The sequence below is a fragment of the Fulvivirga marina genome (assembly GCF_016775155.1).
Lineage (GTDB): Bacteria > Bacteroidota > Bacteroidia > Cytophagales > Cyclobacteriaceae > Fulvivirga > Fulvivirga marina.
In genome coordinates, this window is record NZ_JAEUGD010000001.1 from 120,581 (window position 1) to 145,637 (window position 25,057).

Sequence of the window (25,057 nt, forward strand, 5' to 3'; positions counted from 1 at the left end):
ATCGAGTAATTTAAGGCAGGCCTTCTTCAAAAATTGTTTTGAAGAGGGCCTGCTGAGGTTCGGCTAAATTTGAATTAGTTTGTTGGGCCGTTATCTACTCTTGATTCAATGGTACTTTGTATGCTGCCAGATAAATTACTGAATAGATCATAATTTCTGATAGATTCGATATTATCGACACTAGTTCTGTAATCACCCCAGTTTGACCCGATATCCTGGTTGTTTGGAATGTTGACGGCAATTACTCGAGTCGACGAACTTACTCTATTTAGGTCATTGTAACCTTCAGGTAAAACAAGGATTACCTTCCATATGTAGGCTGGTACAGTTACTTTTCCGCCAGCTAGTGTTGATTTATAACCGTATCTTCCGCTGCCCCCTTTGCCATAGCTTCCCATAATTACGTAGAGTTCATTTCCTTGGTCGACGAGTTTACGACAGTAGCTTTCAAGATTAGCCCATACTCGTTGATTATTATTGGGTGCCTGAGGGATAATATTGGACATATAAAAGGTTGCTTTATTATCTCCAGAGCTGCCAGTCCTGTCAGCGGAGGGGCAATTGTGACCTCTGTCAAAACCGCTATTGGTGTAATCAGAAGAGCTTACTCTATACCAGCCACTTGGCAACGAGGTGTCAGTAACAAAGCTTGTAGATCGTGAAGCTGACCCCAGCCAGTCTTCGTTCAAATGCCAGCTCACCCAGTTTGGTGTTCCTCTATCCCTGTGGTAAGACATAGCATATTGGGGCTTGGAGATCAGGTAGTTCCAATAGTAATACGAGTTTGAATTGGCTCCACTGGGGTTCCCCATGAGCAAGTTATTGTCTCTGCCATACTTGGCGTCCTGGTTGTTATTCTTGTCAGAAGAAACCGGACTCTCAGATACAGTTTGCTCATAAGGGGACTTTGGAGAAATTCCTTCTTCCTGGCATGAAAAGATTAACGCACTCAGAAATAGAAGAATGCTGATTTTTGATTTTAGCAAATTCATTTTGTTAGGTTTTAAGTTGAAATTGCTGTAAAAACAAAAAAATAGATCAACAGTTTTTTATGCAGACATTATGATGCTGTTAATTATAGACTGCAGGTAACTCTTATTCTTTATAAGAAAAGAGCAATATTATGATTTTCAGTAACTAACGACTTAACCTTCAATTAACCTCCTTAGGTAATTAATTTGGCCTAAGTGGTAATTGAGATGTGCATGTAGGTGTAAAAGAAAGTATTCGGTACCGAAGGCTTCACCCCTAAGAGTAATAGGGTAGGTTGAAGCCAAAGTCTCTGGCGAGATTTTGCTTAGAGCAGAGGTTACAATTTGTTTGGTTTCATTAATGTTTTTGATCAACTCAGGTATAGGAACATTCTTTTGGCTGAATTCCAGTTCACGTTGTCTTATATATCCCGTTTGACCGATACCTGTACCAATAAAATGTTTGAGGTTGCCGCAAATATGGAGAGCGAGGTTGCCGGCAGAATTGGAAACTCCTGGACGTATACTCCATAAGTTCTCTTTTTTATTAAAGGATTGAATTTCATTGATAAGCGCATCAAGGTCTCGCTCGTATAGTTTTTTTAGAGAATCCAGCATTTTATCTTTTTTTTCTTTTAATTGTACTTTTTCCTTTTCGGGCATTTTTTAGATCTATGTCTACCCCATACCTTAAAATCATACTTAAAACCCGGTAGTTTGACCTTAAACTGTCTTCAAAAGCCAAGATAGGAATAGTTGAGCTATCTTTACCTCCAAGATATGTTTGTCCATACGTATATCTAAGTTCAACCTCGAAAAATTGTGTGTCGTATACACGTATTTCAGCACCCACACCAGCTTCAAGTCCAAATAACCAGCGGTTAGCGTCATTAATGGAGTTTACAAAAACATTACCGTCTGGTTCTTGAAACTTTACCTCATAGTCAAGGTCTACGTTGGCATCGATGGTGCCAGAGCCACTTGACCAGTAATTTACATTGGGGCCGATATTGAAAAAAAGCTCACCCTTGAGTTTTGATGAAACGGCCATATCATACCCTTTTCTTAGAAGTACTGAAATTTCATAGAAGTTGTAGTCGGCATTATTAGTTATGGCTCCATTATAATAGCTTACTTTCCTTCCCTTTTTTGAGTAGTAGGCTTCAGTAGACCAAGAGAAATTATTCTCAAGAGGAAATTCTATGAAGCCCCCAAGCTTATAGCCCAGTTTGTTTTTTGACTTAAAAAAGCTTTCTTCTTCATCGTGATGAAACGCTACTTTATAAATATGTGTACCTCCGGCAAGGCCTAATGAAAACTTCTGAGCATTTATACTGGAAGCCAAAAAAGTAGCAATGGCTAAAAAAAATATTATTTTGTATATCACACTTGGGGCGTTAATGATGATTTAAAGTAAGAAACTATTTTAAATAAAAATAGCTTTGGTTACTTCAATTTAGCTTTCAATAATATATATTGTAGTAATAATTTTTTAAATAACTAAGGCAATAACCCCATATTCATGAAATTGAGCCTTCCAATACTATTATTTAATTTTTTAATTTTTTCGATAATCTACAAGAGTGAGGCACAGGATAATACTAACCTGACTCATTATTTTATGAACCCTTATGTTATCAATCCGTCCTTTGCCGGAACTGATGGCAAGGCCTCACTTTTTCTTACTTATAGAAAACAGTGGGTTGGTATTGAGGGGGCACCAGTGATCAGTAATTTTTCATTTCATACTCCGGCAGGAAATAAACTTGGCTTTGGAGTTAATGTTAATAATGCCGAACGAGGCTTGCTCAATACCACTAGTGGTTATATAACATTTTCTTATGGGGTGCCATTTTCCAAGGATGTAACATTGCGTTTTGGTATTTCCGGAGGAGCGGCTTATAATGGAGTTGATGTCGCTGAAATTGAAAATATTGGAGACCCTGAACTTCAAAGTCTGTTATTGGATAATAATATGTACCTGATAGGTAATGCGGGGCTTTCCTTTCAGGTTAAAACTTTAAATTTTGGGGTGTCGGTGCCTAATCTTTTTGCAGATAAGTATACTTCCGGAGACGGTTTTGGAGTAGGGGAAGTTGAGCCTTTGGAAAATACTATCTTGTTTCTTAGTAACAGGTTTTACTTTGGTGATGATAAACACGTATTTGAGCCTTTTTTGTTATATAGGTATAGTGATATACTCCCTCATCAGATAGAGGCTTCTGCTGCGGTACATCTTAACCATGTAGTTTGGTTTGGAGGATCATATAAACAGGATTTTGGGATTACCGCATTTGCAGGCATAAAACTTCAAAAGGTATTTGGAGTAGGGTATGCGTACAGTTTAAAGAATACTGGGCTTAATGAAATTAATAGTCCGACACACGAAATTCAGCTTAACTTGCTTCTTGGTACCAGGAAAAAGGAGAAAAGTTACTATTCGTTTGTAGATACATCTAAACCAAAAGGAAAAACCAGGCGTCAGCTTGCAATAGAGAAGAGGCGGAAAGAGGCGGCTAAAAAGCGTGAAGAGGAAGCTCGCAAGAAAGAGGAGGAAGCGAAGATTCAGGCGGAGATTGAACGTCAGGAGAAAGAAGAAGAAGAGAGGAAAGCAGAAGCAGCAAGAAAGAAAGAAGAAGATAGGATTGTAGCAGAGAAAAGAGAGAATGAAAGACTAGAGCAGGAGCAAAAGCGGATTGAAGGAGAGAGAATCGCAGAGCAAAAAAGGCAGGCCGAATTGAAGGAGTTGGCAAGAAGGGAAAAAGAAGAAAAGCAGCAAGCTGAAGAGAGGAAACAACAGGTCGAAAACGAACTTGAGGAGCAGGTAGTAAAAGAGAGTGAGCCAATTAAGGGTGATGGAAGAAACCTTATTGGCGAGCAGTATACAGATGAAAGGGTAATTGTAAAAAGAGGAGACCACTTACTCGAACTTGAACCTGGGGAATATGTGGTAGTAGGTGCATTTAGCAGCTATGAAAATGCTGAGAAGCATTCAGATGAACTCTTCTTTAAAGGTTACCAAACTCGTTTTGGCTATATTACTGGTAAGAAGCTTTGGTACGTTTATTTATTTAAAGGAGAGGATATTCAGGAGGCCAGAAAAGAAAGAGATAAGTTCAGGAAGAATGGTTTATTTACAAAGGCATGGGTAATTACAGTTCAATAATGAAAGGTATGAACAAATATATTGTAGTTTTTTTTCTAGCATTTTGCACCGCATTAGTGGCCAATGCCCAGATTTCTATTTCAAACATTGACCCGGTTAGTGCTTATATTAATGAAGAAGTTGTAATAACCGGTAGCGGATTTGGCGCTAATGCAGCCAACATTGTGGTGTGGTTTGGAAGCGTCAAGGCTACGGTCAATTCTGTAACCGATAACCTGATCAGGGTAATGGTTCCTGCTGGTGCTTATGCAGATAATATTACAGTCATCCATTTAGGTAGTAGGTTGGCTGCGCAGAGTTCAGAGAAATTTTTTCCTGTTTATAGTGGAACTTCATTTGATGGTACCAAAATAGCAACTCCTGTTGTTTTTGCAGATCCTTCTGGCAAGCAACTTTATGACCCCTGTACCTGCGATCTTGACGGAGACGGAAGGGCTGAAATTATATCTACTAAGTCCAGTGGTGCCAATGATGCCATTCAAATCCAAATACTATTTAATCAAAGCACTTTGGAAAGCTTTTCATTCAGCACAACAGCTATCAGTGTTGGTTTCCCTACATTGAATATTAGATGTGGTGACCTTAATGGCGACGGTAAACCGGATCTTTATATGAGCCAGAGTGGTGTTACCAGATTCCACGTTCTTGTGGTCCCTAATATCAGTAATCCGGGTAGCCTAAGTTTTGGTGCTATTCAGAGTTTAGATCTACCCACCGATGTATCTACCAGACGAGTCGCCCATAAGGACTTAAATGGTGACGATAAACCTGAGATTATTGTAACCAACTCAGGAGCGGGAAATGTTTATGTATTTGAGAATACAAGTTCGGGTTCAATAAGTTTTAATAACACACCAGTGACGATCAATGTCGCAGGAGCATCCTCAACCACTGGATTGGATGTACAGGATATAGATGGTGATGGAAAAGCGGATATTATAGTTTGTCAGTTTGTTGGTGATGATGTTTTTGTATTAAGAAACATTGGCGTTGGTGCCATCAGCTTTGCCAGTCCTTATGTGCTGCAATTAGACGGTAATTCATTAATTAACCTGACAACTGGTGATTTTAATGAAGATGGCCGACTGGATATTGCAGCGATTGCCAACCTTACTGGCAGGGTCGTTATATTTCCAAATAACTCGAGTTCAGGAAGCTTTAATTTTGGTGCCTTACAGTCCTTTGCTATTAATGCTAATCCCTGGGGTATAACTACCGGGGATGTGGATGGTGATGGCCGGCTTGACATAATTACTACTAGCTTAACGGATAATTCTATGGCTATACTGAACAATCAGTATAGTGGTGGCAACATTTCTTTTACAAGGAAACTATTGAATGTTGGTTCAAAGTCCAGAAATGTTTCCGTTCAGGATTTAGATGGTGATGCGAAACCTGACTTTGTAGTGACCGCACAAAATGGAGGTGTTTATGACCTGAGAATGATTAGAAATAAAAATTGTTATCAACCTCAGGTTTTGAATGATCAACCTCTGGCCATATGTCCCACACAAACATTTACATTAGTTTCTCCGGCAGCCCCAGCTGTTACATTTAACTGGACATTAAATGAGACACCGATAGGAGGAAATAGTAATACCCTAGATATAACCACCTATGGCCTGTATGAAGTACAGGCTGTGTCAGAGTCGGGAGACTGTGTTACATCAGCAAGCATCAATGTAGCAAATGGTAGCGGAACTGTTCCGGGAGATCCGGTTGTTGCTGATCCGCTTCCGGCGTGTATAGGAAGTGATGTAACACTATCCGTGTCGGCTGTTAGTGGGGCTACTTACAGCTGGACAGGACCAAATAATTTCACCTCAAATGTTCGGGAGCCCTTGATATCTAACGTTACGCGTAATGATGCAGGTATCTACACTGTTGTTGTGCAGGTAGGGGATTGCCGTAGCTCCGAATCTTCAACTACCCTTGAAATAGTGGAGTTAGAAGATTTTAGCGCAGGTGCATCTGGAGCTACAAATGTTTGTCAGGGGAGTACTGTAGCCTTATCCACACAAAACAGAGGGGGGTATACCTATCAGTGGCAGAGAAATGGTGTTGATATTCCGTCGGCCACAGCTTTTAGTTATTTGGCAACACAGTCTGGTTTATACCGGGTAGTCGTGGATGACAGTGGTAGTAGTTGTAAAGTGACCACAAATGAGGTGGCTGTAAATGTTTATACTGCACCTGTAGTAGATTTTACTACTACCAGTGCCATTTGTTCGGGGCAGACATCGGTATTGACCAATACTTCAACAGTTGATCCTTCAGCGACCGTAAATTATAGTTGGAATTTTGGAGATGGGCAAACATCTACGGTTTTAAACCCTACGCATACATATACTGCTGCGAATAACTACACGGTTCAACTGGCAGTAAGTTATGCCGGAGTGACTGGGTGCAATGGTAGCAAGTCAAAGGGAGTCTCTGTCAAGGCACCAATCGTGCCTTTGATTGAAAGTGCGGAAACTTCCATTTGTCCTGGAGGAGAACTTGAGCTTTCTGTAACCGGTATGTTTGGAGCTATTGAATGGACAACAATGGAAACAACTAATGCTATCACCATAAGCCAGCCAGGAACTTATGGTGTAAATGTTCAAGATGCTAACAACTGTAATGCATATGGAGAAATTGTAATTGGTTCAAAACCGCTACCTGATGTTCAGGCAACAGCCAATAGTACCAGTATTTCAGATGGTGATCAGGTTCAGTTGGAAGCCACAGGAGCAGATTCTTATTTCTGGTCTCCGGATTTGTATTTAAATGATCCGGCTATCCCCAACCCGATAGCCTTACCAGAGGAAACCATAACGTATACTGTTACCGGAACCTCTTTAGATGGTTGTTCTGCTACTGCAGAAATAACCATAGTTGTAAATGAAAGTGTTGAAATAGACATCACACCATTAAAAGCCTTTTCTCCCAATAGTACTATTAATCCTACTTGGGAGATCCAAAATGTTGAAGCCTATCCTGACTGTACTCTTAGCATCTTTGATGAAAAAGGAAGCGTGATATTTCGTGAAAAAGGTTATAGTAACGGGTGGAATGCTACTTATGAGGGTAAGCCTCTTCCGGAGGGCGTCTACTACTATGTGTTCGGTTGCGAAGGCCTTGAGCCTAAGACAGGTACGGTACTGGTTGTTCGGTAACTGTTACCATTTGGGCTATTATGGTATAAACATAAAAGCAGAAACCTGCTTTTTTCTCAGTTGGCAATTTTTTATATTGATTTTCACCTAACATTTTTTTAATGAAAAGTGTGTTTAAACATTCATTTATATTACTGCTGACTTTTACGGTAAGCTTATCTTTTGCGCAATCGGAATTATGTTACAATGGGGTCGACGATGATGGCGATGGTCTTATAGATTGTAGCGACCCTGATTGCCAATTTGCTTCAAATATTGAAAAAGGATGTAACTGTGCTGATGGTATAGATAATGATGGTGATGGCGGAGCAGATGTTTCAGATGCTGACTGTGCTGCTTTTTATGGACTAACGTTCGTTGGGGAAGATGATAGTGACTGCTCCATTACTCCTGATCCGGGAACTGGTACATTCGATTTTGTAAACCCTTCAAGTTCAGGTCAAAATACTGTTGATACTCAATCCAAGGTGGCCGTGGGTGATGTCAATTGTGATGGTATACCTGATGTTGTTACTACCTCAAAGTGGAACCAGACCCTTAGGGTGGTAGCTACTTCAGATAATCAGGCAGACGGCTCAGATAAAGGAGATATAATACAAGATTTTAAAACACCAGGAAGTAGTATATTCCCTCAGGGAAATTTCTTTTTTGAGCTGGAAGTACTGATAGCGGATATTGATGGCAGTTGTCCCGCAGAGATATTTTCTATAGTAAGTAAAAGGAAAAATGCGAACTCAGAGCCGGAAGGTTATTACCTTGTAGGATTTAGAGCTAACGCAAGCCCGTCAACTTCAGATCTAGTACCTCTTTTTGATGCTATTCCTTTAGGACCAGATAGGCCTGGGCAAATTACTATTGCAGATATGGATTGTGATAGTGGTGCTGAAATAATTCTTAAAGACCAGGTATATGATGCTGAAACCGGAGCACTTTTAGCGGATGGAAATGTTGGAGACTGGAATACGGAAGTAGTATCTGCACCAGTGGCAGTTGATATTATAGAAGGGGGTAATCTGGAAGTAGTTGTGGGTAACTTGATCCTTTCATATCCGGATATGGCGGTGATTGCAGACATGAATGCCCTTGGCGGTGATCAGTGGTTTCCTAAAGAGATATTTGATGCAAACGAATATGGGTTTGATAATTTTAGCTCTACCAGTGTAGCTGATATGAATGGTGACGGTAACATGGATGTGGTATTGTCGGGAGCACTGGATAGTAAGAATGGAGAGACAGCGATCTTCTTTTGGGATGTTGCCAACGGAACTGTAAGTTCCTTTACGCCTCCTGATCCAAATTATGCTGATGGGTGGATATGGGGAACCAGTCGTCCGAACCTTGGTGATATTGATGGTGATGGCAATCTTGAAATAACGTTTGTAGCGGGTAATCAATTATATGCTCTTGAAGTAGACCCAAATACAGGGGCTCTTTCACAAAAGTGGGTCAGAACAATTAATGACTCCCGTTCAGGGATAGTAGCCACTACTGTATTTGATTTTGATAATGATGGTAGCCCTGAAGTGGTGTATCGTGATTCTCAACAATTGGTTGTAATTGATGGAGAGACAGGGCAAAATGTACTATGGAGTACCGCATGTCAATCGCACACTATGACCGAAGGTCCAATAATAGCTGATGTGGATGGTGACGGAGCTACTGACCTTTGTACTACCTGTAATACCAATACCTCTTTCGATATAGAGGCTCCAATCCAACAGCAGGCGTTAGGTGAGTTGAGGTGTTTCTTCTCTCAAAACAGTAGCTGGTTGCCAACAAGGGGTGTTTGGAACCAATCTGGTTATTTTGTTACCAATATTGCCGATGATCTGAGTGTACCTTGTCCCAGGTTTGATATGACAACCGTATTTTCTGAAGGCCCTTGTGATAACGGATTGCCTGGTCCTCAAAGACCTTTTAACACATTTCTTAATCAGGTGCCATCCATCGGTCCTGACGGTTGTCCTTTTTACCCTTCACCGGACATTTCATTCGTAGGTGATGATCCTGGAGACCCAAATGTGGACCCCAATGATCCTGATTATTTCCCTGCAGTGGTAGTTATACCTCCGACCTGTGGAGACCTTGGAGTGGAAGTGTTATTTAATATTGTCAACAGTGGAGCTTTAGCGATCTCAGATAATGTAGATGTTAGTTTCTGGGAAGGAGACCCTACAGTGGCTGTCGATCCGGTGACCGGTCAACCAGCCACATTCCTTCATGCAGATGTACTGGTACTTAATAATATACAGGTTGGGGATACAGTAACTACAGCAGGAGTTAATTTTGATTACAGTGGTAAGCCAACCACACTTTATATTATACTTAACGACGATGGAACGCAGTTTCCTGTGGATACAACCAGTGCTAGTGGATTGCAGGAGTGCAAACTAGATAATAATGTATTTGCTATTGATATTGTTCCCGAGCCATTTACTGTTGAAATAGAGAATATTGCTGATAACTTTAAATGCGATGATACTGCACCAGATACCGGGGAGATAAGAGCTGTTGTGAAAAGAAATGGCGTAGAAGTTTCTGACTATAGTCTGTTCGGCTTCCAGTGGTATTTTGGCTCAGATACAACCAACGCAATGCCAGATCCGGCCGGCAGCTCCGATTGGCTGACAGGTTTGGCAGATACAACATATACGGTGGTAGTAACCAATCTGGAGAAGGGGTGTTCAAGCTTACCTGTAACAGATACGGTGCTTCGTCAGGGAGTTGATCCTGTAGTAAATATCCTTATTAACTCACACCAAACACATTGTTTCCCACCCAATGGTGAACTGGAAGTTACCATAGAAGGTGGCCTCGCTGGCTATTCCTTTGCGTGGTATGATAATAACCTTAATCCAATTGGTGTAACAGGTCCAATCGCCAGTGATCTTACAGAAGGAGAGTGGATTGTTGATGTGGTAAAGAGCGGCTGTATAGAACGGGTATCAACAACCATAGGAGGTCCAACGGAACCTGATGTAGTGGCTTCAGTGGTTCAGAATGTAAATAATTGTGCAAACCCAGGTAGTGGTATTATAACTGCTCAACCTTTTATAAATAGTGTGTTACAGGATACTGCCAATTATATTTTTGATTGGTATTACTATAATAATGCTACAAGTACTCTAGGGAGTATTTTGCCACCGTCTACGGGATCGGGACCAACCAGGTCAGGTTTAGATATAGGCTATTATGCGGTGGTTGCTACTGAAATCGTTTCAGGTTGTGAGTCCTCCCCTTTACAGATTGTTCAGGTAACTGATAACCGTACCTATCCGGAGTTAGTAATTAACGAAATTGCACCCCAGACATCATGTGATCCAAACAATCCAAATGGTATTCTTCAAGTTGAGATTTCCAATGGAGGTGTGGTAGATGATCCACTTAATTATACGATTGAATGGTTTAGAGGACAGAATACGCTACCTGCCAACCTGCATACTAATACATCAGGAGTAAATGGTGAAGTAGCCGAAGGAGTTGAAGGTGGGGGTATTCCTTATACAGTCAAAGTCACCAACATAAACAATTGTTTCACCACAACAGATACAATTGTTAGTGAGGATGTTAATGTGCCGATACTTAATTTAGTTAAACTAAATAACACAACTTGTGATCCAAGTCTTGCTTCCGCTACTTACAATGGGCAAATCACCGGAACCGTTACCTTCAAGGGAGTTACGATAACCTTACCAGACCCGCAATATGAATTTACCTGGTATAATGGAACAACTACCGGTGCTCCGGTGATAGCTACTGCAGATCCAACATCTCCGGTATTAAGTGAGTTACCTGGAGGGTATTATACGGTTGAAGTTACACGAACAGACCTGTTTTGTGTTTCTGCACCAGTCACCGTGGAAATACTGGATGTGGAGGCTTTACCAACGATAGGTGAAGTAATGACCCCAAGCACAAATTGCCCTGGAGGCACTGATAATGGAGAGATAGAAATTACAACTATAGATGGCGTAGCACCCGGGGATTATACCATCAACTGGTATGATGGTAGCAGTGTGAAGTTCGATGGTGGGGGTGTGAGAACTCCCGATGCTACTGGAACATTATACAGTGGTATACCAGGTGCAGCTACTTATACTGTAGAGGTAATCAATAATATAACAGGCTGTATAAATACTGAAACTTACAATTTGCCTGATAACAGCATTTTACCAACATTCAGTCTGGAGTCAGACCCTAACTCTGTATGTGACGCAACCTTGGGCAGTAGTGCCTTTACCGGTGAAATAAGAGTAGTTTCTCTGGTGGATCCTAATTTTGAAGCTGGACAAACCTATACCTATACGTTTACAAATACGGGTACAGCTGCTGTTGTGAGCCAGGCCACAGCAACTTTAAGTAACCTTGAAGATGGTACTTACGAGGTTACAGTGGAAAATGATCAATTGGGTTGTATATCTGATCCTGTTCAGGTAATTGTTGACTTTGTGCCAGTGTTACCGAATATCGTTGAAGCATTTAGACCAAGTACTAACTGTACTGCAGCTGATAATGGGGCTATTGAGATTACCGCTATAGATGGTGTTGCTCCTAACGCAGACTATACTATTAACTGGTATGATGGCTCTGTGGTGAAATTCGACGGACTAGGCAACAGAACCCCTGATGCCACCGGAGCGATTTACAGTGGCATTCCTGGTGGGTTTAATTATACTGTAGAAGTAATCAATAATATTACAGGTTGTGTTAATACAGAATCATACACTCTCGCGGATCTAAGTGCTCTGCCTACTTTTAGTCTGGAGTCAGATCCTAATGCAGTTTGCGACCCAAGTTTGGGTAGTAGTGCCTTTACGGGTGAGATAAGAGTGGTTTCTCTTAACGATGTCAATGCTGAAGCGGGTCATACTTATACTTACACCTTTACTAATACCGGAACCGCAGCGGTTGTAAGCCAGGCCACAGCCACTTTGAGTAACCTGGAGGACGGAACCTATGAGGTTACCGTAGGCAATGATCAATTAGGATGTCTTTCTGATCCGGTACAGGTCGTGATAGGCTTTACACCTTCTTTACCGGTGATCGTTGAGGCGTTTACACCAAGTACTAATTGTACCGCAGCGCCAAATGGTGCCATAGAAGTTATAACAGTAGATGGAGTGGCTCCAAATGCAGATTATACCATCAATTGGTATGATGGTAATAGTGTGAAATTTGATGGAGGAGGCAACAGGCTTCCTGATGCCACCGGAGCTACCTATGCAGGTATACCTGGCGGAGCCAATTATACTGTTGAAGTCATCAATAACATTACAGGTTGTATCAATACGGAATCATATACACTTGCTGATAATAGTGCTTTGCCAACGTTTAGTTTGGAATCAGACCCCAACTCAGTGTGTGATGAGACCCTGGCCAGCAGTGATTTTACCGGGGAGATCCGTGTCGTGTCATTGGTAGATGCCAATTTCGTTGCAGGGCATACTTACACCTATACTTTTACTAATACGGGAACAGGTGATGTGGTGAACCAGGCAACGGCAACATTAAGTAATCTGGAAGATGGTACCTACGAAGTTACTGTAGGAAATGACCAATTAGGCTGTCTTTCCGATCCGGTACAGGTCGTGGTAGGCTTTACACCTTCTCTGCCAGTGATCGTTGAAGCCTTTACGCCAAGTACCAATTGTACAGCTGCTCCAAACGGAGCAATAGAAATAACTATGATTGATGGTGTTGCTCCTACAGCCGATTATACCATCAATTGGTACGATGGAAATAGTGTTAAGCTTGATGGAGGAGGAAACAGGCTTCCTGATGCTACCGGTGCTACTTATGCGGGTATACCTGGCGGAGCCGATTATACTGTTGAAGTCATCAATAACATTACAGGTTGTATCAATACGGAATCATATACACTTGCTGATAATAGTGCTTTGCCAACGTTTAGTTTGGAATCAGATCCTAACTCAGTGTGTGATGAGACCCTGGCCAGTAGTGATTTTACCGGAGAGATCCGTGTCGTGTCATTGGTAGATGCCAATTTTGTTGCAGGGCATACTTACACCTATACTTTTACCAATACGGGAACAGGTGATGTGGTGAACCAGGCAACGGCAACATTAAGCAACCTGGAAGATGGTACTTACGAAGTCACTGTAGGAAATGACCAATTAGGTTGCCTTTCTGACCCCGTTCAGGTGGTTATAGGTTTTAGTCCTTCTCTGCCTGTGATCGTTGAAGCGTTTACACCAAGTACCAATTGTACTACAGCGGATAATGGTGCAATAGAAATAACAACGATTGATGGAGTTGCTCCAAATGCAAATTATACCATTAATTGGTACGATGGTAATAGTGTCAAGCTCGATGGAGTAGGCAACAGGCTTCCTGACGGCACCGGGGCGATATACGCCGGTATACCTGGAGGAGCAAACTATACTGTTGAAGTCATTAATAACTTAACAGGCTGTATTAATACTGAATCATATACGCTGGCGGATGATAGCGAACTACCAATTGTTACTTTAGGCAAAAAAAGTAATACTGTATGTAGTAGTACCATAGGTTTTAATGGTTCCGTTACTGCGGCTGTTTCCTATAAAGGAAGTGGCGTTACATTACCTGACGCCAATTACATATTTACCTGGTATGATGGTTCATCAACTTCTGATCCGGTTATTGCTGTAGGAGATAATACTGCAGAGGTATTGTCAGGTCTTGAGGGTGGTTTTTATACCGTAACGGTTAACAATGTAGCTTTGGGCTGTACTTCTGATCCGGTTACTATTGAGGTGGTTGATACTCAGTATTTTCCTGATATAAATATTGCTATAACACCTCAAACATTTTGTGTAGGCTTAAATGGGGAACTTTTGGCTACTATTAATGAGACATCAATTGGAGGAGGTAATCCCGCTGATCCGAATGACTATTCCTTTACCTGGTATGAATATGATAATTCAACAAATACGTCTACTGCGTTGAGCGTTGGTGTTGTTGGTGGAGTTAACGGTGAACAAGTTACAGAACTACCACAAGGCTACTATATGCTTGAGGTGATAAGAACAGCAACTGGTTGTGTGAATAATGAGATCGTGTTCTTGCCTGAAAATATCACCATCCCTGATGTTACTTTAGTGAAAGTTAGTGATCTAACTACATGTGGAAGTCCAAATGGAGCTTTACAGGCAGATATTGGTGGCGTTGAGGTAGGGTATACCTTCCATTGGTATCATGGTAATGATGCCATAGACGAAAATTTTGTGATTGCAAATGCTGATGCAGTTAATGTAGATGACGGCTCCTATACCGGACTGGTACCCGGTGACTATACTGTAGTTGCTGTACATAATACAACGGGTTGTATTTCTCCAATGCAAATAGAGAGAGTTCTGGATGCAACAAATGCCATTTCCATAGGTGTGAATTTTGATATTTTACCTACGGATTGTAATATAGGTAATGGACAAATGACCGCGACGCCAACTGTGGCTTTAACAGTTACTGATCCGGATACCGACTTCACTTACGAATGGTATGAGGGTGGGCCTACAAATGTGGACCCAATAGATTTTTTCAGTAATCCTCCAACGTTTGCCGCACCAGCCTTTGCTAGCACCAGAACTATATCCGGGTTGACTTCTGGTACGTTTACCGTGGTGGTTACATATAATATTACAGGCTGTAGTCAGTTGAGGACTGTATTCTTGCCATTTATTGATTCTCCTGATATCACGCCTACTATTACCAATTCGACGGAATGTCCTTATACGTCAGGAAACGGTGAAGTAACTATAGATATAGATGCATCAGGAGTTATGGCACTACCGCCTGCTGGTGATCCAAGTGGAGCTATTGATAATGATAACTTTACTGTAAACTTCTATTCAGGAGCCAATGCTGATGTGCTGATATCAGGGCCAACAGACCTTGATCCACCAGCATTCCCTGCTAACGGGCCGGTAACAATTGCTACCGGACTTGCTCCAGGGCTTTACACCATAGAACTGATAGAGGATTATACCGGGAATAACTGTAGTATGTTTGAGGTTATTGAGGTTGAGATTGGTGCCCTTCCTCCATTGGTCTCTCTGGTGGGTACTGTAAGTTCAAATACGGCATGCGATCTTAATCAGGCGGATGGAGAGTTTACGGTTGATGTTTCAAAAGATCCTGATGACAATGCTGTGGGTACAACTTATACTTTGGATATTTCTCCAGACCCTACCAGTAGTTATCCTATTGTGGGGCAACCTGTGGGGTCATATTCATTTACACAGTTACCACCGGATACTTATACCGTAACGGTTACTGCATCAACAGGCTGTTCAATTACCAAAAACTTTACCGTGCCGGATGCACCTACTATATCTGAGATTGTAGATGGTGATGTGATCATTACCGCAGCGGATCTTTGTACCCCTTCTGGAAGTATTGAGATTACTAATATTAGTCTGGTTGGCGTAGGCCCTGATAATCTGGATGATTTTGAATTTACCTGGTATGATGATGCAGGCCTCACCAGCATTGTGTTTCAGGCGCAAGGAGATGCCACTGCAGTCAATGGTGGTGAGGTATTGGATAATGTGAATTATGCTGGTATGGGACCCGGCACCTATTGGGTTGTTGCAGAAAAAACAACTGGTGTGGGAGCGGGTTGTTTCAGTGCGCCATTCCAATCTGTAGTGCCGGATGTAAGTGTTGATCCAGAGATCAGTTTGCAGGCATCTTCAAATACTTCTTGTACGGATGTGACTCCTGAGGGAACCATAACAATAGATGTCACCACTGCTTCGGGGCCTGGAGCAGGGGGAACTTATACATACAATATTACAGGGCCTGGAGGATATAATAATGTTCTAAATGCTCAAACCGGTGTTGGAAATACTGTGACTGGTTTGGATGACGGCACGTATACAGTAGTAGCTACTAATGAAATTACAGGTTGTACTGTAGCAGGGATAATTACGGTTCCAATTAATGAAACTCCAATTATTATTACCGCGGCTACAGCTGTAGATCAGGAATTGTGTACACCTGATGGAAGAATAGATGTTATAGGAGTTTCTATAGATGGAGGGGTTACTAATAGACCTTTGAATGAGTTTGAATTTGCTTGGTTCAAGGATGATCCAAATAGCACACCACTTGTTGATGGAGGTGCTGTAACGATTACAGATTCATTCTTGGATATCACTAATTATCCTTCAATAGAAGCTGGTGTATATTATGTCGTAGCAACACGACTTGTGGGTTTTGCCCCGGGAGCAGGTTGTTCTTCACCTCCTGCCAGAGTAGACATATTTGATACACATGTGAATCCGCAAATATCTCTTGAGCCATTTGCTAATACATCCTGTAATACAGATTTTGAGGGAAGTATCACGATAGACGCTTCAACTCCCTCCGGACCAGGGGTAGGGGCGACCTATACTTATGATATTTCTGGTCCGAATGGTTATGTCAGTACCCTGAACGCACAAACAGGAGTATCTAACTCAATCCCTGATCTGGAAGATGGTACTTATACAGTTATAGCTACAAATGAAACTACGGGATGTACTGTAACAGGTACAGTAACCATTCCGAAAAATCAGACACCTATAATTATTACAGCTGCAGCTGGAATAGACCAGGAATTATGCTCTCCTGATGGTAGAGCCGAAGTGACAGGGGTATCCATAGATGGGGGTGCAACCAACCAGCCATTGGCTGAGTTTGAGTTTAGGTGGTTTAAAGATGACCCGAACAGTACAGCATTGGTCGATGGGGGGGCTGTCACTATCACAGATTCTTTTATTGATATCACCAATTATCCTACAATTGAGGCAGGAACATATTATGTTATTGCTATTCGTTTGCCAGGTAATGTTCCAGGTGCAGGTTGTGTTTCTCCTCCTGCCCGTGTGGAAATTTTAGATAGTCATGTTAACCCTCAAATTTCACTGCAGGCCTTTGCTAATACATCTTGTAATACAGACTTTGAAGGAAGTATCACTATAGATGCTTCAACTCCATCAGGCCCAGGAGTAGGAGCGACTTATACTTATGATATTACAGGACCAAATGGTTATGCGAATACACTGAATGCCCAATCAGGAACTGCCAATACCGTGGTTGATCTGGAAGATGGCACATATACGATTATAGCCACTAATGAGGTCACGACCTGTACTGTTACAGGATCTGTGACTATCCCGAAAAACCAGACACCTATAATTATTACAGCTGCTGCAGGAACGGATCAGGAATTGTGTTCACCTGATGGAAGAGCAGAAGTAACGGGAGTTTCAATAGATGGAGGTGCAACAAACCAGCCTTTGGGCGAATTTGAGTTTAGATGGTTTAAAGATGATCCGAACAGCACAGCCTTGGTTGATGGTGGTGCTGCTACTATTACAGATTCTTTCATAGATATCACTAACTACCCTTCAATAGAGGCGGGCACATATTATGTTGTGGCTATTCGTTTGCCTGGAAATGTTCCAGGAGCGGGATGTGTTTCTCCTCCTGCTCGAGTGGAAATTTTGGATAGCCATGTCAACCCTCAAATTGCTCTGCAAGGTTTTGCTAATACCTCTTGTACTACAGATTATGAGGGAAGTATAGTTATAGATATGACCACACCATCAGGACCAGGAGTAGGTGCTACTTATACTTATGATATTGTAGGGCCGAATGGTTACACTAACCTACTTAGTGCTCAAACAGGTAGTGCAAATGCAGTTACAGGTTTGCAAGAGGGATCATACACAATTGTTGCCACTAATGAGATCACCTCTTGTGAGGTTACAGGCTCAATTACTTTATTAACGAGCCAGACACCTATCATTGTTACTACTGTAGGCTCTACTGACCAGCAACTCTGTACGCCCGATGGTAGAGCGGATGTGACAGGGGTATCAATAGATGGTGGGGCTACCAGCAGGCCATTGAATGAGTTTACATTTGAGTGGTATAAGGATAGCCCTGGCGCAGTGGGTACAGGCCTTCAGAATGGAGGAGTACTTATTGAAGATCCTTTCTTGGATATTAGCAACTACCCAACTATTGAAGCAGGGGTATATTATGTTGTCGCGACAAGACGTCCAGGCTTCACTCCGGGGGCTGGTTGTTCTTCTCCTCCAGCAAGAATTGAGATCATCGATTCGCATGTTAACCCGCAGGTTTTATTGTTAGCAACTTCGAATACCGCCTGCGATGGTAACTTTGATGGGACTTTAACAATTAATGCTTCTGACCCTTCAGGGCCTGGTGTGGGTGCGACATTTACTTATGATATCACGTTGAATGGTAATCCGCTTACGAATTCGAGTGGTAATTCAGGAGCAGGAAATACTATAACAGATCTTCAAGAAGGGACTTATGTTGTGCTTGTTACAAATGAGACAACCGGGTGTTCATCGTCAGCTACCAAAACTATTGAGTATAGGCCTGAGCCCATAGATGTGATCACGGTGGATCATGAGGATCAGGATATATGTTATCCGGATGGTAGAGTTGAAGTAACGGTTACCAGCCCTACGGCACCAACAAATTATACTTATGAGTGGTATTTAGGGGATATTAGTACCAGTCGGTTGACAGACCAGTTTGGAACCATAATTTCCGGTCCGGTTTTGGAAGCGGGTACTTTAGCTGGTCAATACCCGACAATGGGAGCCGGTACTTATTATGTGATAGCTACAAGAAATTCAGGTGATGCACCAGGTTCAGGTTGTTCTTCACCGCCATTTAGAATTGATATACTGGATGTAAGTACTGATCCTATGCCGGATGTGTCATTTACTCCAAATACTGCATGTGATCCCTCATTAGCTAACGGAACAATAACAGCCTCAGTACAAGAGCAGGATGGCTCGACGGGAGATACATATACGTTCTCTTGGACCTTTGAGGGAGGAGCTTTGCCGGGAACAGTTATTCAGAGTGATGTGGCCAATACCAGTAGTCTTACTAATACCCTAGAAGGTACTTATGAGTTACTTGTCACTAATGTTTCTAATACAGGTTGTAGCATTACTACATCAGTGAATGTTACACTTGATCAACCACAAAGCCAACCCAATATTATTGATGTGGCTACATTTGATCCAGTAGATTGTATGCCATCAGGTTATGCTGAAGTTCAGTCCATTTCTATAGGAGGAGGTGCGGCAATTACTGATCCGGTGGTGTTAAGTAACGACTTTACATATCGCTGGTATGAAGGAGATGTATTGCCAGCTAATCAATTAGCGGATACCGATCCTCTTATAGAAGACCTATTGCCAGGGCGGTATTTTGTTATTGTGACCAGCAATGCTACGGGTTGTGAATCCATTCCAAAGGAAGTTAATATTCTTGACGTGGACAGAATATTGCCAGTAATAGCGATAGAGCAGACTATTCCTCAGATCAATTGTATTGGCCCTCCTTTTAGTGCAGAACTGGAGGCTACCGCTGAGGAATCTGATGGTAATGTTGGTACTTACATATTTACATGGAGTTACGAGGGCGGAGGCCTTCCTGCAGGTGCGAACGTTTCTGCTACAACACCTACATCCAGTACTCTAAGTAATTTGCCAAGTGGTACTTATGAAGTTACAGCATTGAATCCTACAACGGGTTGTAGCTCTTCTGCATTCTTCATAATTAGAGATGAAAGTGAGAGGTACAAACCTATAGTAAGTACCAGTTCAGAGCCATTAACATTCTGTTCCGGTGATAATGGGTCTGTATTACTAGCCAGTGTACGCTTTCCGGATGACTACCCATTTAATATCAATAACTATACAGTGGATTGGTATACTGGTGATTCACCGGATCTAAGTGCAGCGCCTGATTACCCTAATACAGATCGCGTATCAGGCCTGCCAGATGGAGTGTATACGATTAGGGTTACGGATAATAATACAGGCTGTTTTGTAGTGAAACTTCAAAATATTAAAGATGAACGTCAGTACCCTGTTATTGAAATAACCGAAAGTTCGCAAACCACATGTCCTCCTTATTTACCAAATGGTGTTTTGACAGCCACGGTAGGTGGCCGGGTAGGGGGCTATTCATTTGAATGGTTTAGCGGTACTTCAGCAGGAGCTCCAGGTACCGGTTTAACCACCAGAAACAGACTCATTGGTTATCCTGCAGGTATGTATACCGTTAGGGTTATAGATGATTTCACAGGGTGTGAGTCTGAAGAATCCCACGAGTTACAAGATGCACACCTCATACCGCCATCACCAACACCAGAGTTGCTTTCCAACGTTACTTCATGTATAGATCCTGATGGTAAAGTAACCGTTACGGTAGAAGGCGAAACCCAAGGGTATGACTTTCTGTGGTATATGGGAGGTACAGTGAGTGGTACGCCAATATCCGATAGAGTTAATGTAGTAGGTCTTGATATAGGTACATATACAGTAACTGCGACAGATTTAGTAACCGGTTGTGTCTCTGATGGTGTGCCTATTGATGTAGGAGATGAGAGGTTACTTCCTGAGTTTGTATTTGAAACAGTTGGTTCCAAGTGTGATGAAAACACCGGGCAGGCTACCATTTCAATTACTAACAATACAGTTGTCAACACTGTGGAATGGTTTGATGCAACTGGAGCTTCAATAGGCTTAGGAACAGATCTATATGGAGTTGCACCAGGAGAGTATGAAGCACTTGTTACTACCTTCTTGGGATGTGAAAATACAGGAGTTGTGGAGATTGGAACAGTTATTACCAACTACAACCTTGTTTCAGCTGATGGTGACGGCATCAACGACACTTTCCAGATTGATTGTATCACGAACTTCCCTAATAACAATGTGAGGATATACAATAGGGTAGGAGTGCTAGTATATGAAATCGATGGTTATAACAATACAGACAGGGCGTTTAGGGGAATTGGTGAAAAAGGAGTTTATTCTATGGGAGACAGGTTGCCCAATGGTACCTACTTTTATTTAATAGATAAAGGCGATGGCTCAGAAATTATTTCAGGATTCTTAGAATTAATACGATAACCTATGAATAGATCTTTATTTACAGTCTTGTCTCTTATGTTGCTAACAACCCTTGTTTATGGTCAGCAACAACGACCTATTCAGTCATTGTATATGTTTGATCAATTATTGATCAATCCGGCCTATGCTGGCAGTCAGGTGCAGTTAAGTGCAACATCAATTTACAGGAATCAATGGGTGAACCTTGAAGGAGCACCCAGAACATTTACAGCCTCAATTCAGTCGAGCTTTGTGCAAGGCCGAATGGGGCTTGGTATTGTATTGGGAAAAGATGTAATCGGTGTGCATGAAGATTTTAGCTTATATGCCAGCTATGCTTATAAAATTAAAATGCCTAACGGGTCCCTGTCTATGGGGCTAATGGCTGGTTTTAATTCCTTACAATCTGATTTCACTAAAACTACGGTACCAACTGCCGGAGTGAGTGGTGGAGTCTCTGGTTCATCAGATCCTTTTTATAGAGAGACTAACGCTATCAATCCTAATTTTGGTGCAGGTTTATTTTATACTAATAAGGAATTCTATTTTGGCTTTTCTGTTCCCTATCTTTTGGATAATGAGATTATTCAGGATACTGAAGCTGCTGTAGAATCAGTTAAAAATACCCGTAACTACTTAATAAGTGTTGGGAATACTTTTCCTGTGAGTCCTGATTTTAAAATCATAGGCTCAACCTTGCTCAGGTTTCAGGAGGGAGCTCCTTTTAGTTTTGATATTAATGCCAATGGTGTATTTAAAGAAACAGTGGGGCTAGGAGTTAGCTATCGTTTGATAGAGGGTATGGTATACCTCTTTGAACTTAAGATTAATGAGAATTTCCATGTAGGGTATGCCTATGATATGACCACCAGTGGCCTGAATACCGTATCCAATGGCTCTCATGAATTCTTGTTGAATTACCGTATCAAGATTCCAACGCTTCATAAAGGACTGGAGTGTCCTTCATATTTTTAGTAGGCTGTCTTTTCTTGCTTTTATTTGTAAAGAGACTGTCAAGGTTAATATTTTTATTGCAACCATGTTGCCAGACTCAATAAGTACCTCAAAACGGAGGGGAGAATAAATTTAATTCGAGCAACTCATACAGCAACAGGATGTTAAGGGACAGCCAATGCCTAAGGGGTATGAAAAGCCTTGATGCAACACAATGGAGGCGTTTTAATATTGCCTTTCCATCAATCAATAATCTGTTTTTGATAAGTTTTTAGAGGAAAATGAAAACTCCGAAAACTATATTTTTCCCACCTTGTAATTGCTATTTAATCCAAAGGTAATTTGAATGGCAATCTTTCCGGAAAACCTTTTAAACAAATTCTAATTTGAAACACTTTACGCCCCTTAAGTAAAACTCTGCTTGTTTTTAAACTTTAATTTAACAAGTAAACAGGTTTTATTTACTCAAAAGGAGCCCCATTTTCAACCAAATAACCTATGAGTAAATTACTGATATTTCTATTGTCTATTAGTTTTGTTTTACCTTTAAAATTGTATCCACAGTCCAATTTGGCATTGGAGGCTACATCATCTACTTCTTATGTTTCTCCATGAGAAACATTAACTGCTGTAAATGACGGATATGTGCCATCTCATTCCAATGACAAGTCGCGGGGAGCCTACGGTAATTGGTATAACCCTAACTCAATTCAATGGGTGCAATATGATTGGCCAGCAGAAGTAACCATTGCTTCAACGCAAATTTACTGGTTTGATGATTCGGGAGGCGTACTTACACCAACGGCGGCTTATGTAGAGTACTGGAATGGTGCTGTCTGGATTAATGCAGGTGATATCCCTACTGCTAAAGATGCATGGAATACATTGGAGATGGATAATGTAGTAACGACTAAGTTTCGAGTGTCCATGCTTAACACTACTCAATCCACAGGTATTTTAGAATGGAGAGTATATGAATCAACACCTGATGGGGGAGGTGGAGATACCTTTACGTGGCCAGAATACAACCCTACTATTAGTTATGATTTTAAAGACGAATTTCCATCTCTGCCTACCCCAACTATGGTATTGGACGATTGTCCTCAAGTTGTAGGTACTCAATCATCAGGGTGGTGGACATTTCATTGGGGGCCTAACGCCAATTCCTTAGTGACTCCCAGTGCTATCACTCCGCTGTTGGAAAGAATGAATAAGGATTTTGCCTATTTCCGTGACGAAATGGGTTGGCCACCTGATTTGCGAGCAAAAAATGGCTACAAAAGCTCTATTTATCTTTATGGATCAGGGTTATGTACTGATAATGCTTCCAATACTGATTTGGGAGGGTGGCAAAGCGCGATTTTCTATAATGGAAGGAACTGGCCTATGGTATTGGCTTCTTATTACCCTATTTACAGTTTTGACCCTTCCTGCACTTTTAATGATAAAGAAGCACAGCAAGGGGCGATGGTGCATGAAGGTATTCATGCTGTTCTGGCAGATCTTCCCGGAGTAAAGAAGTCAGCATGGTTTCATGAAGGAGGAAACGTGTGGCTGCAACAAACCGCTGATGCGCGGAGATCTGACGGTTATGCTTCTATGGGTTTCCTTAATGGTACAGATTTTATCGCACCTTTTATGCCAATTGAATGCTATTCGGGTTGGCTGCAGGATGGTAGCTTTGGGGGGCCTTCTGCAGAAGGGGTGAATATGTTTGATGGAGGGCAGCAGATATGTACCTGGAGAACATACTTGGGAGGACATCAATATAGTAGTTCTTTCCCTACTTTTCTCGGAAATGTACTTGGCGACGGTGCAGTGCCATGGATATGGAGGTATTGTCCAGACAGAGTGCTTGAAGGAATTGCTGGTGGTTTGGGTGAGGCTCAAACAAGGCGCCTGATCTCAGAGTACAGAGCCAAACAGGCACTGGTAGATTTTGGACCATGGACTCCGGCAGTTATAGCACTTATAGATGCTAACTTTCAACGTAATATTGTCGCAGAATGGCAGCCTTCCTGGTTAAACCCTGAACCTTGGACAGCAACGCCATATATTAAAACCACTGATAATGGCAGCGGACTACTTACGCCAGAGTCAAGAACTACTCCAGGTTGGTCAGGAGCCAATCAGATACCACTTACTGTAAGCGGGGAAACTACGATCACGGTTAATTTTCAACCTATAGGACAAAATATGACCTGCCAGTTGGTATACCGAGCTATTGACGGATCCCCCATTTATAGTGAACTGGTTTCTAGTGGAGAAGTTAGTCTAAGGCTGGATAAAGCGCCAGCCAATGGTGTAGTGATAGCTGTAATTACTAATACAGACTATGTCTACGAAGGAGAGAGTACGCGTACCGCTCATTATGATTATCGATTACAATTGGTGTCAGGATTATCGGGAGCAGCCGATATTTATACCAGATGGTACCAATCAGCCAATTTAGCTAAACCTTCAGCTCGGGCAGAAGGAGCAGAGCCAGGTATAGATATGTCCAAATACTGTTCGCATGATTACCGAAATAAATTTCCTTTACAAGATGTGAAAGGTATAGCTGAAGATGGAATATTGATGTACCCTAACCCAGCAATAAGTGGCAATAAAATTCATATGAAGTTTGATAATCCGAATGCAGAACGTATAGCTATTTCGGTGACTAATACTTCCGGTAAGGAAATTTATGAAGATCATACAGCAGGGAATAGCCTCGTGATCATGCCTGGAAAGAAGTGGGATGCGGGGCTGTACGTAATAACCATAAAAAGTTTTGGGGCTAAGCACCAACGCAAGCTTATCATTATAGATAAGAATTAGTAGCAATTACCGGAAAGATTAATGAAGTCATGACTGGAGATCTCTTAAAAT

8 protein-coding genes are annotated in these 25,057 nt (G+C 41.7%); 5 read left to right on the forward strand and 3 right to left on the reverse strand.

The features are described 5' to 3' along the window. Positions 1–74: 74 nt before the first annotated feature. The 3 genes from JMN32_RS00585 to JMN32_RS00595 form a co-directional block, all read right to left on the reverse strand. Positions 75–992 carry a DNA/RNA non-specific endonuclease gene (locus tag JMN32_RS00585; protein WP_202854324.1) on the reverse strand — a complete coding sequence of 306 codons (918 nt, stop codon included), beginning with the start codon at positions 990–992 and terminating at the stop codon, positions 75–77. Between the two features lie 153 nt (positions 993–1,145). Then, a complete protein-coding gene (locus tag JMN32_RS00590) occupies positions 1,146–1,589 on the reverse strand; it encodes a DUF1572 family protein (RefSeq protein ID WP_202854325.1) in 444 nt (147 codons plus the stop codon). A 1-nt stretch (position 1,590) separates the two neighbouring features. After that, positions 1,591–2,358 carry an outer membrane beta-barrel protein gene (locus tag JMN32_RS00595; RefSeq protein WP_202854326.1) on the reverse strand — a complete coding sequence of 256 codons (768 nt, stop codon included), beginning with the start codon at positions 2,356–2,358 and terminating at the stop codon, positions 1,591–1,593. Positions 2,359–2,493: 135 nt separating this feature from the next. Here JMN32_RS00595 and JMN32_RS00600 point away from each other — a divergent pair, with 135 nt between their 5' ends. The 5 genes from JMN32_RS00600 to JMN32_RS27590 all read left to right on the forward strand — a co-directional run bounded on the left by JMN32_RS00600 (position 2,494) and on the right by JMN32_RS27590 (position 25,006). Next, the gene (locus tag JMN32_RS00600; protein WP_202854327.1) at positions 2,494–4,137 is read left to right on the forward strand and encodes a PorP/SprF family type IX secretion system membrane protein; all 1,644 of its coding nucleotides are present in this window, start codon (positions 2,494–2,496) and stop codon (positions 4,135–4,137) included. An 8-nt stretch (positions 4,138–4,145) separates the two neighbouring features. Further along, complete coding sequence (locus JMN32_RS00605; protein WP_202854328.1) at positions 4,146–7,295, forward strand: FG-GAP-like repeat-containing protein; 3,150 nt, start codon at positions 4,146–4,148, stop codon at positions 7,293–7,295. Positions 7,296–7,396: 101 nt separating this feature from the next. Next, positions 7,397–21,253: a T9SS type B sorting domain-containing protein gene (locus JMN32_RS00610; protein WP_202854329.1), complete on the forward strand. Its 13,857-nt coding sequence runs from the start codon at positions 7,397–7,399 to the stop codon at positions 21,251–21,253. 3 nt (positions 21,254–21,256) lie between these two features. After that, a complete protein-coding gene (locus JMN32_RS00615) occupies positions 21,257–22,207 on the forward strand; it encodes a PorP/SprF family type IX secretion system membrane protein (protein ID WP_202854330.1) in 951 nt (316 codons plus the stop codon). A gap of 624 nt (positions 22,208–22,831) precedes the next feature. Continuing rightward, positions 22,832–25,006: a T9SS type A sorting domain-containing protein gene (locus JMN32_RS27590; protein WP_202854331.1), complete on the forward strand. Its 2,175-nt coding sequence runs from the start codon at positions 22,832–22,834 to the stop codon at positions 25,004–25,006. Positions 25,007–25,057: the final 51 nt, after the last annotated feature.

Coding starts and splice junctions, on each gene's coding strand:
- JMN32_RS00585 (WP_202854324.1), bottom strand. CDS start 992: ATGAATTTGCTAAAATCAAAAATCAGCATTCTTCTATTTCTGAGTGCG.
- JMN32_RS00590 (WP_202854325.1), bottom strand. CDS start 1,589: ATGCTGGATTCTCTAAAAAAACTATACGAGCGAGACCTTGATGCGCTT.
- JMN32_RS00600 (WP_202854327.1), top strand. CDS start 2,494: ATGAAATTGAGCCTTCCAATACTATTATTTAATTTTTTAATTTTTTCG.
- JMN32_RS00605 (WP_202854328.1), top strand. CDS start 4,146: ATGAACAAATATATTGTAGTTTTTTTTCTAGCATTTTGCACCGCATTA.
- JMN32_RS00610 (WP_202854329.1), top strand. CDS start 7,397: ATGAAAAGTGTGTTTAAACATTCATTTATATTACTGCTGACTTTTACG.
- JMN32_RS00615 (WP_202854330.1), top strand. CDS start 21,257: ATGAATAGATCTTTATTTACAGTCTTGTCTCTTATGTTGCTAACAACC.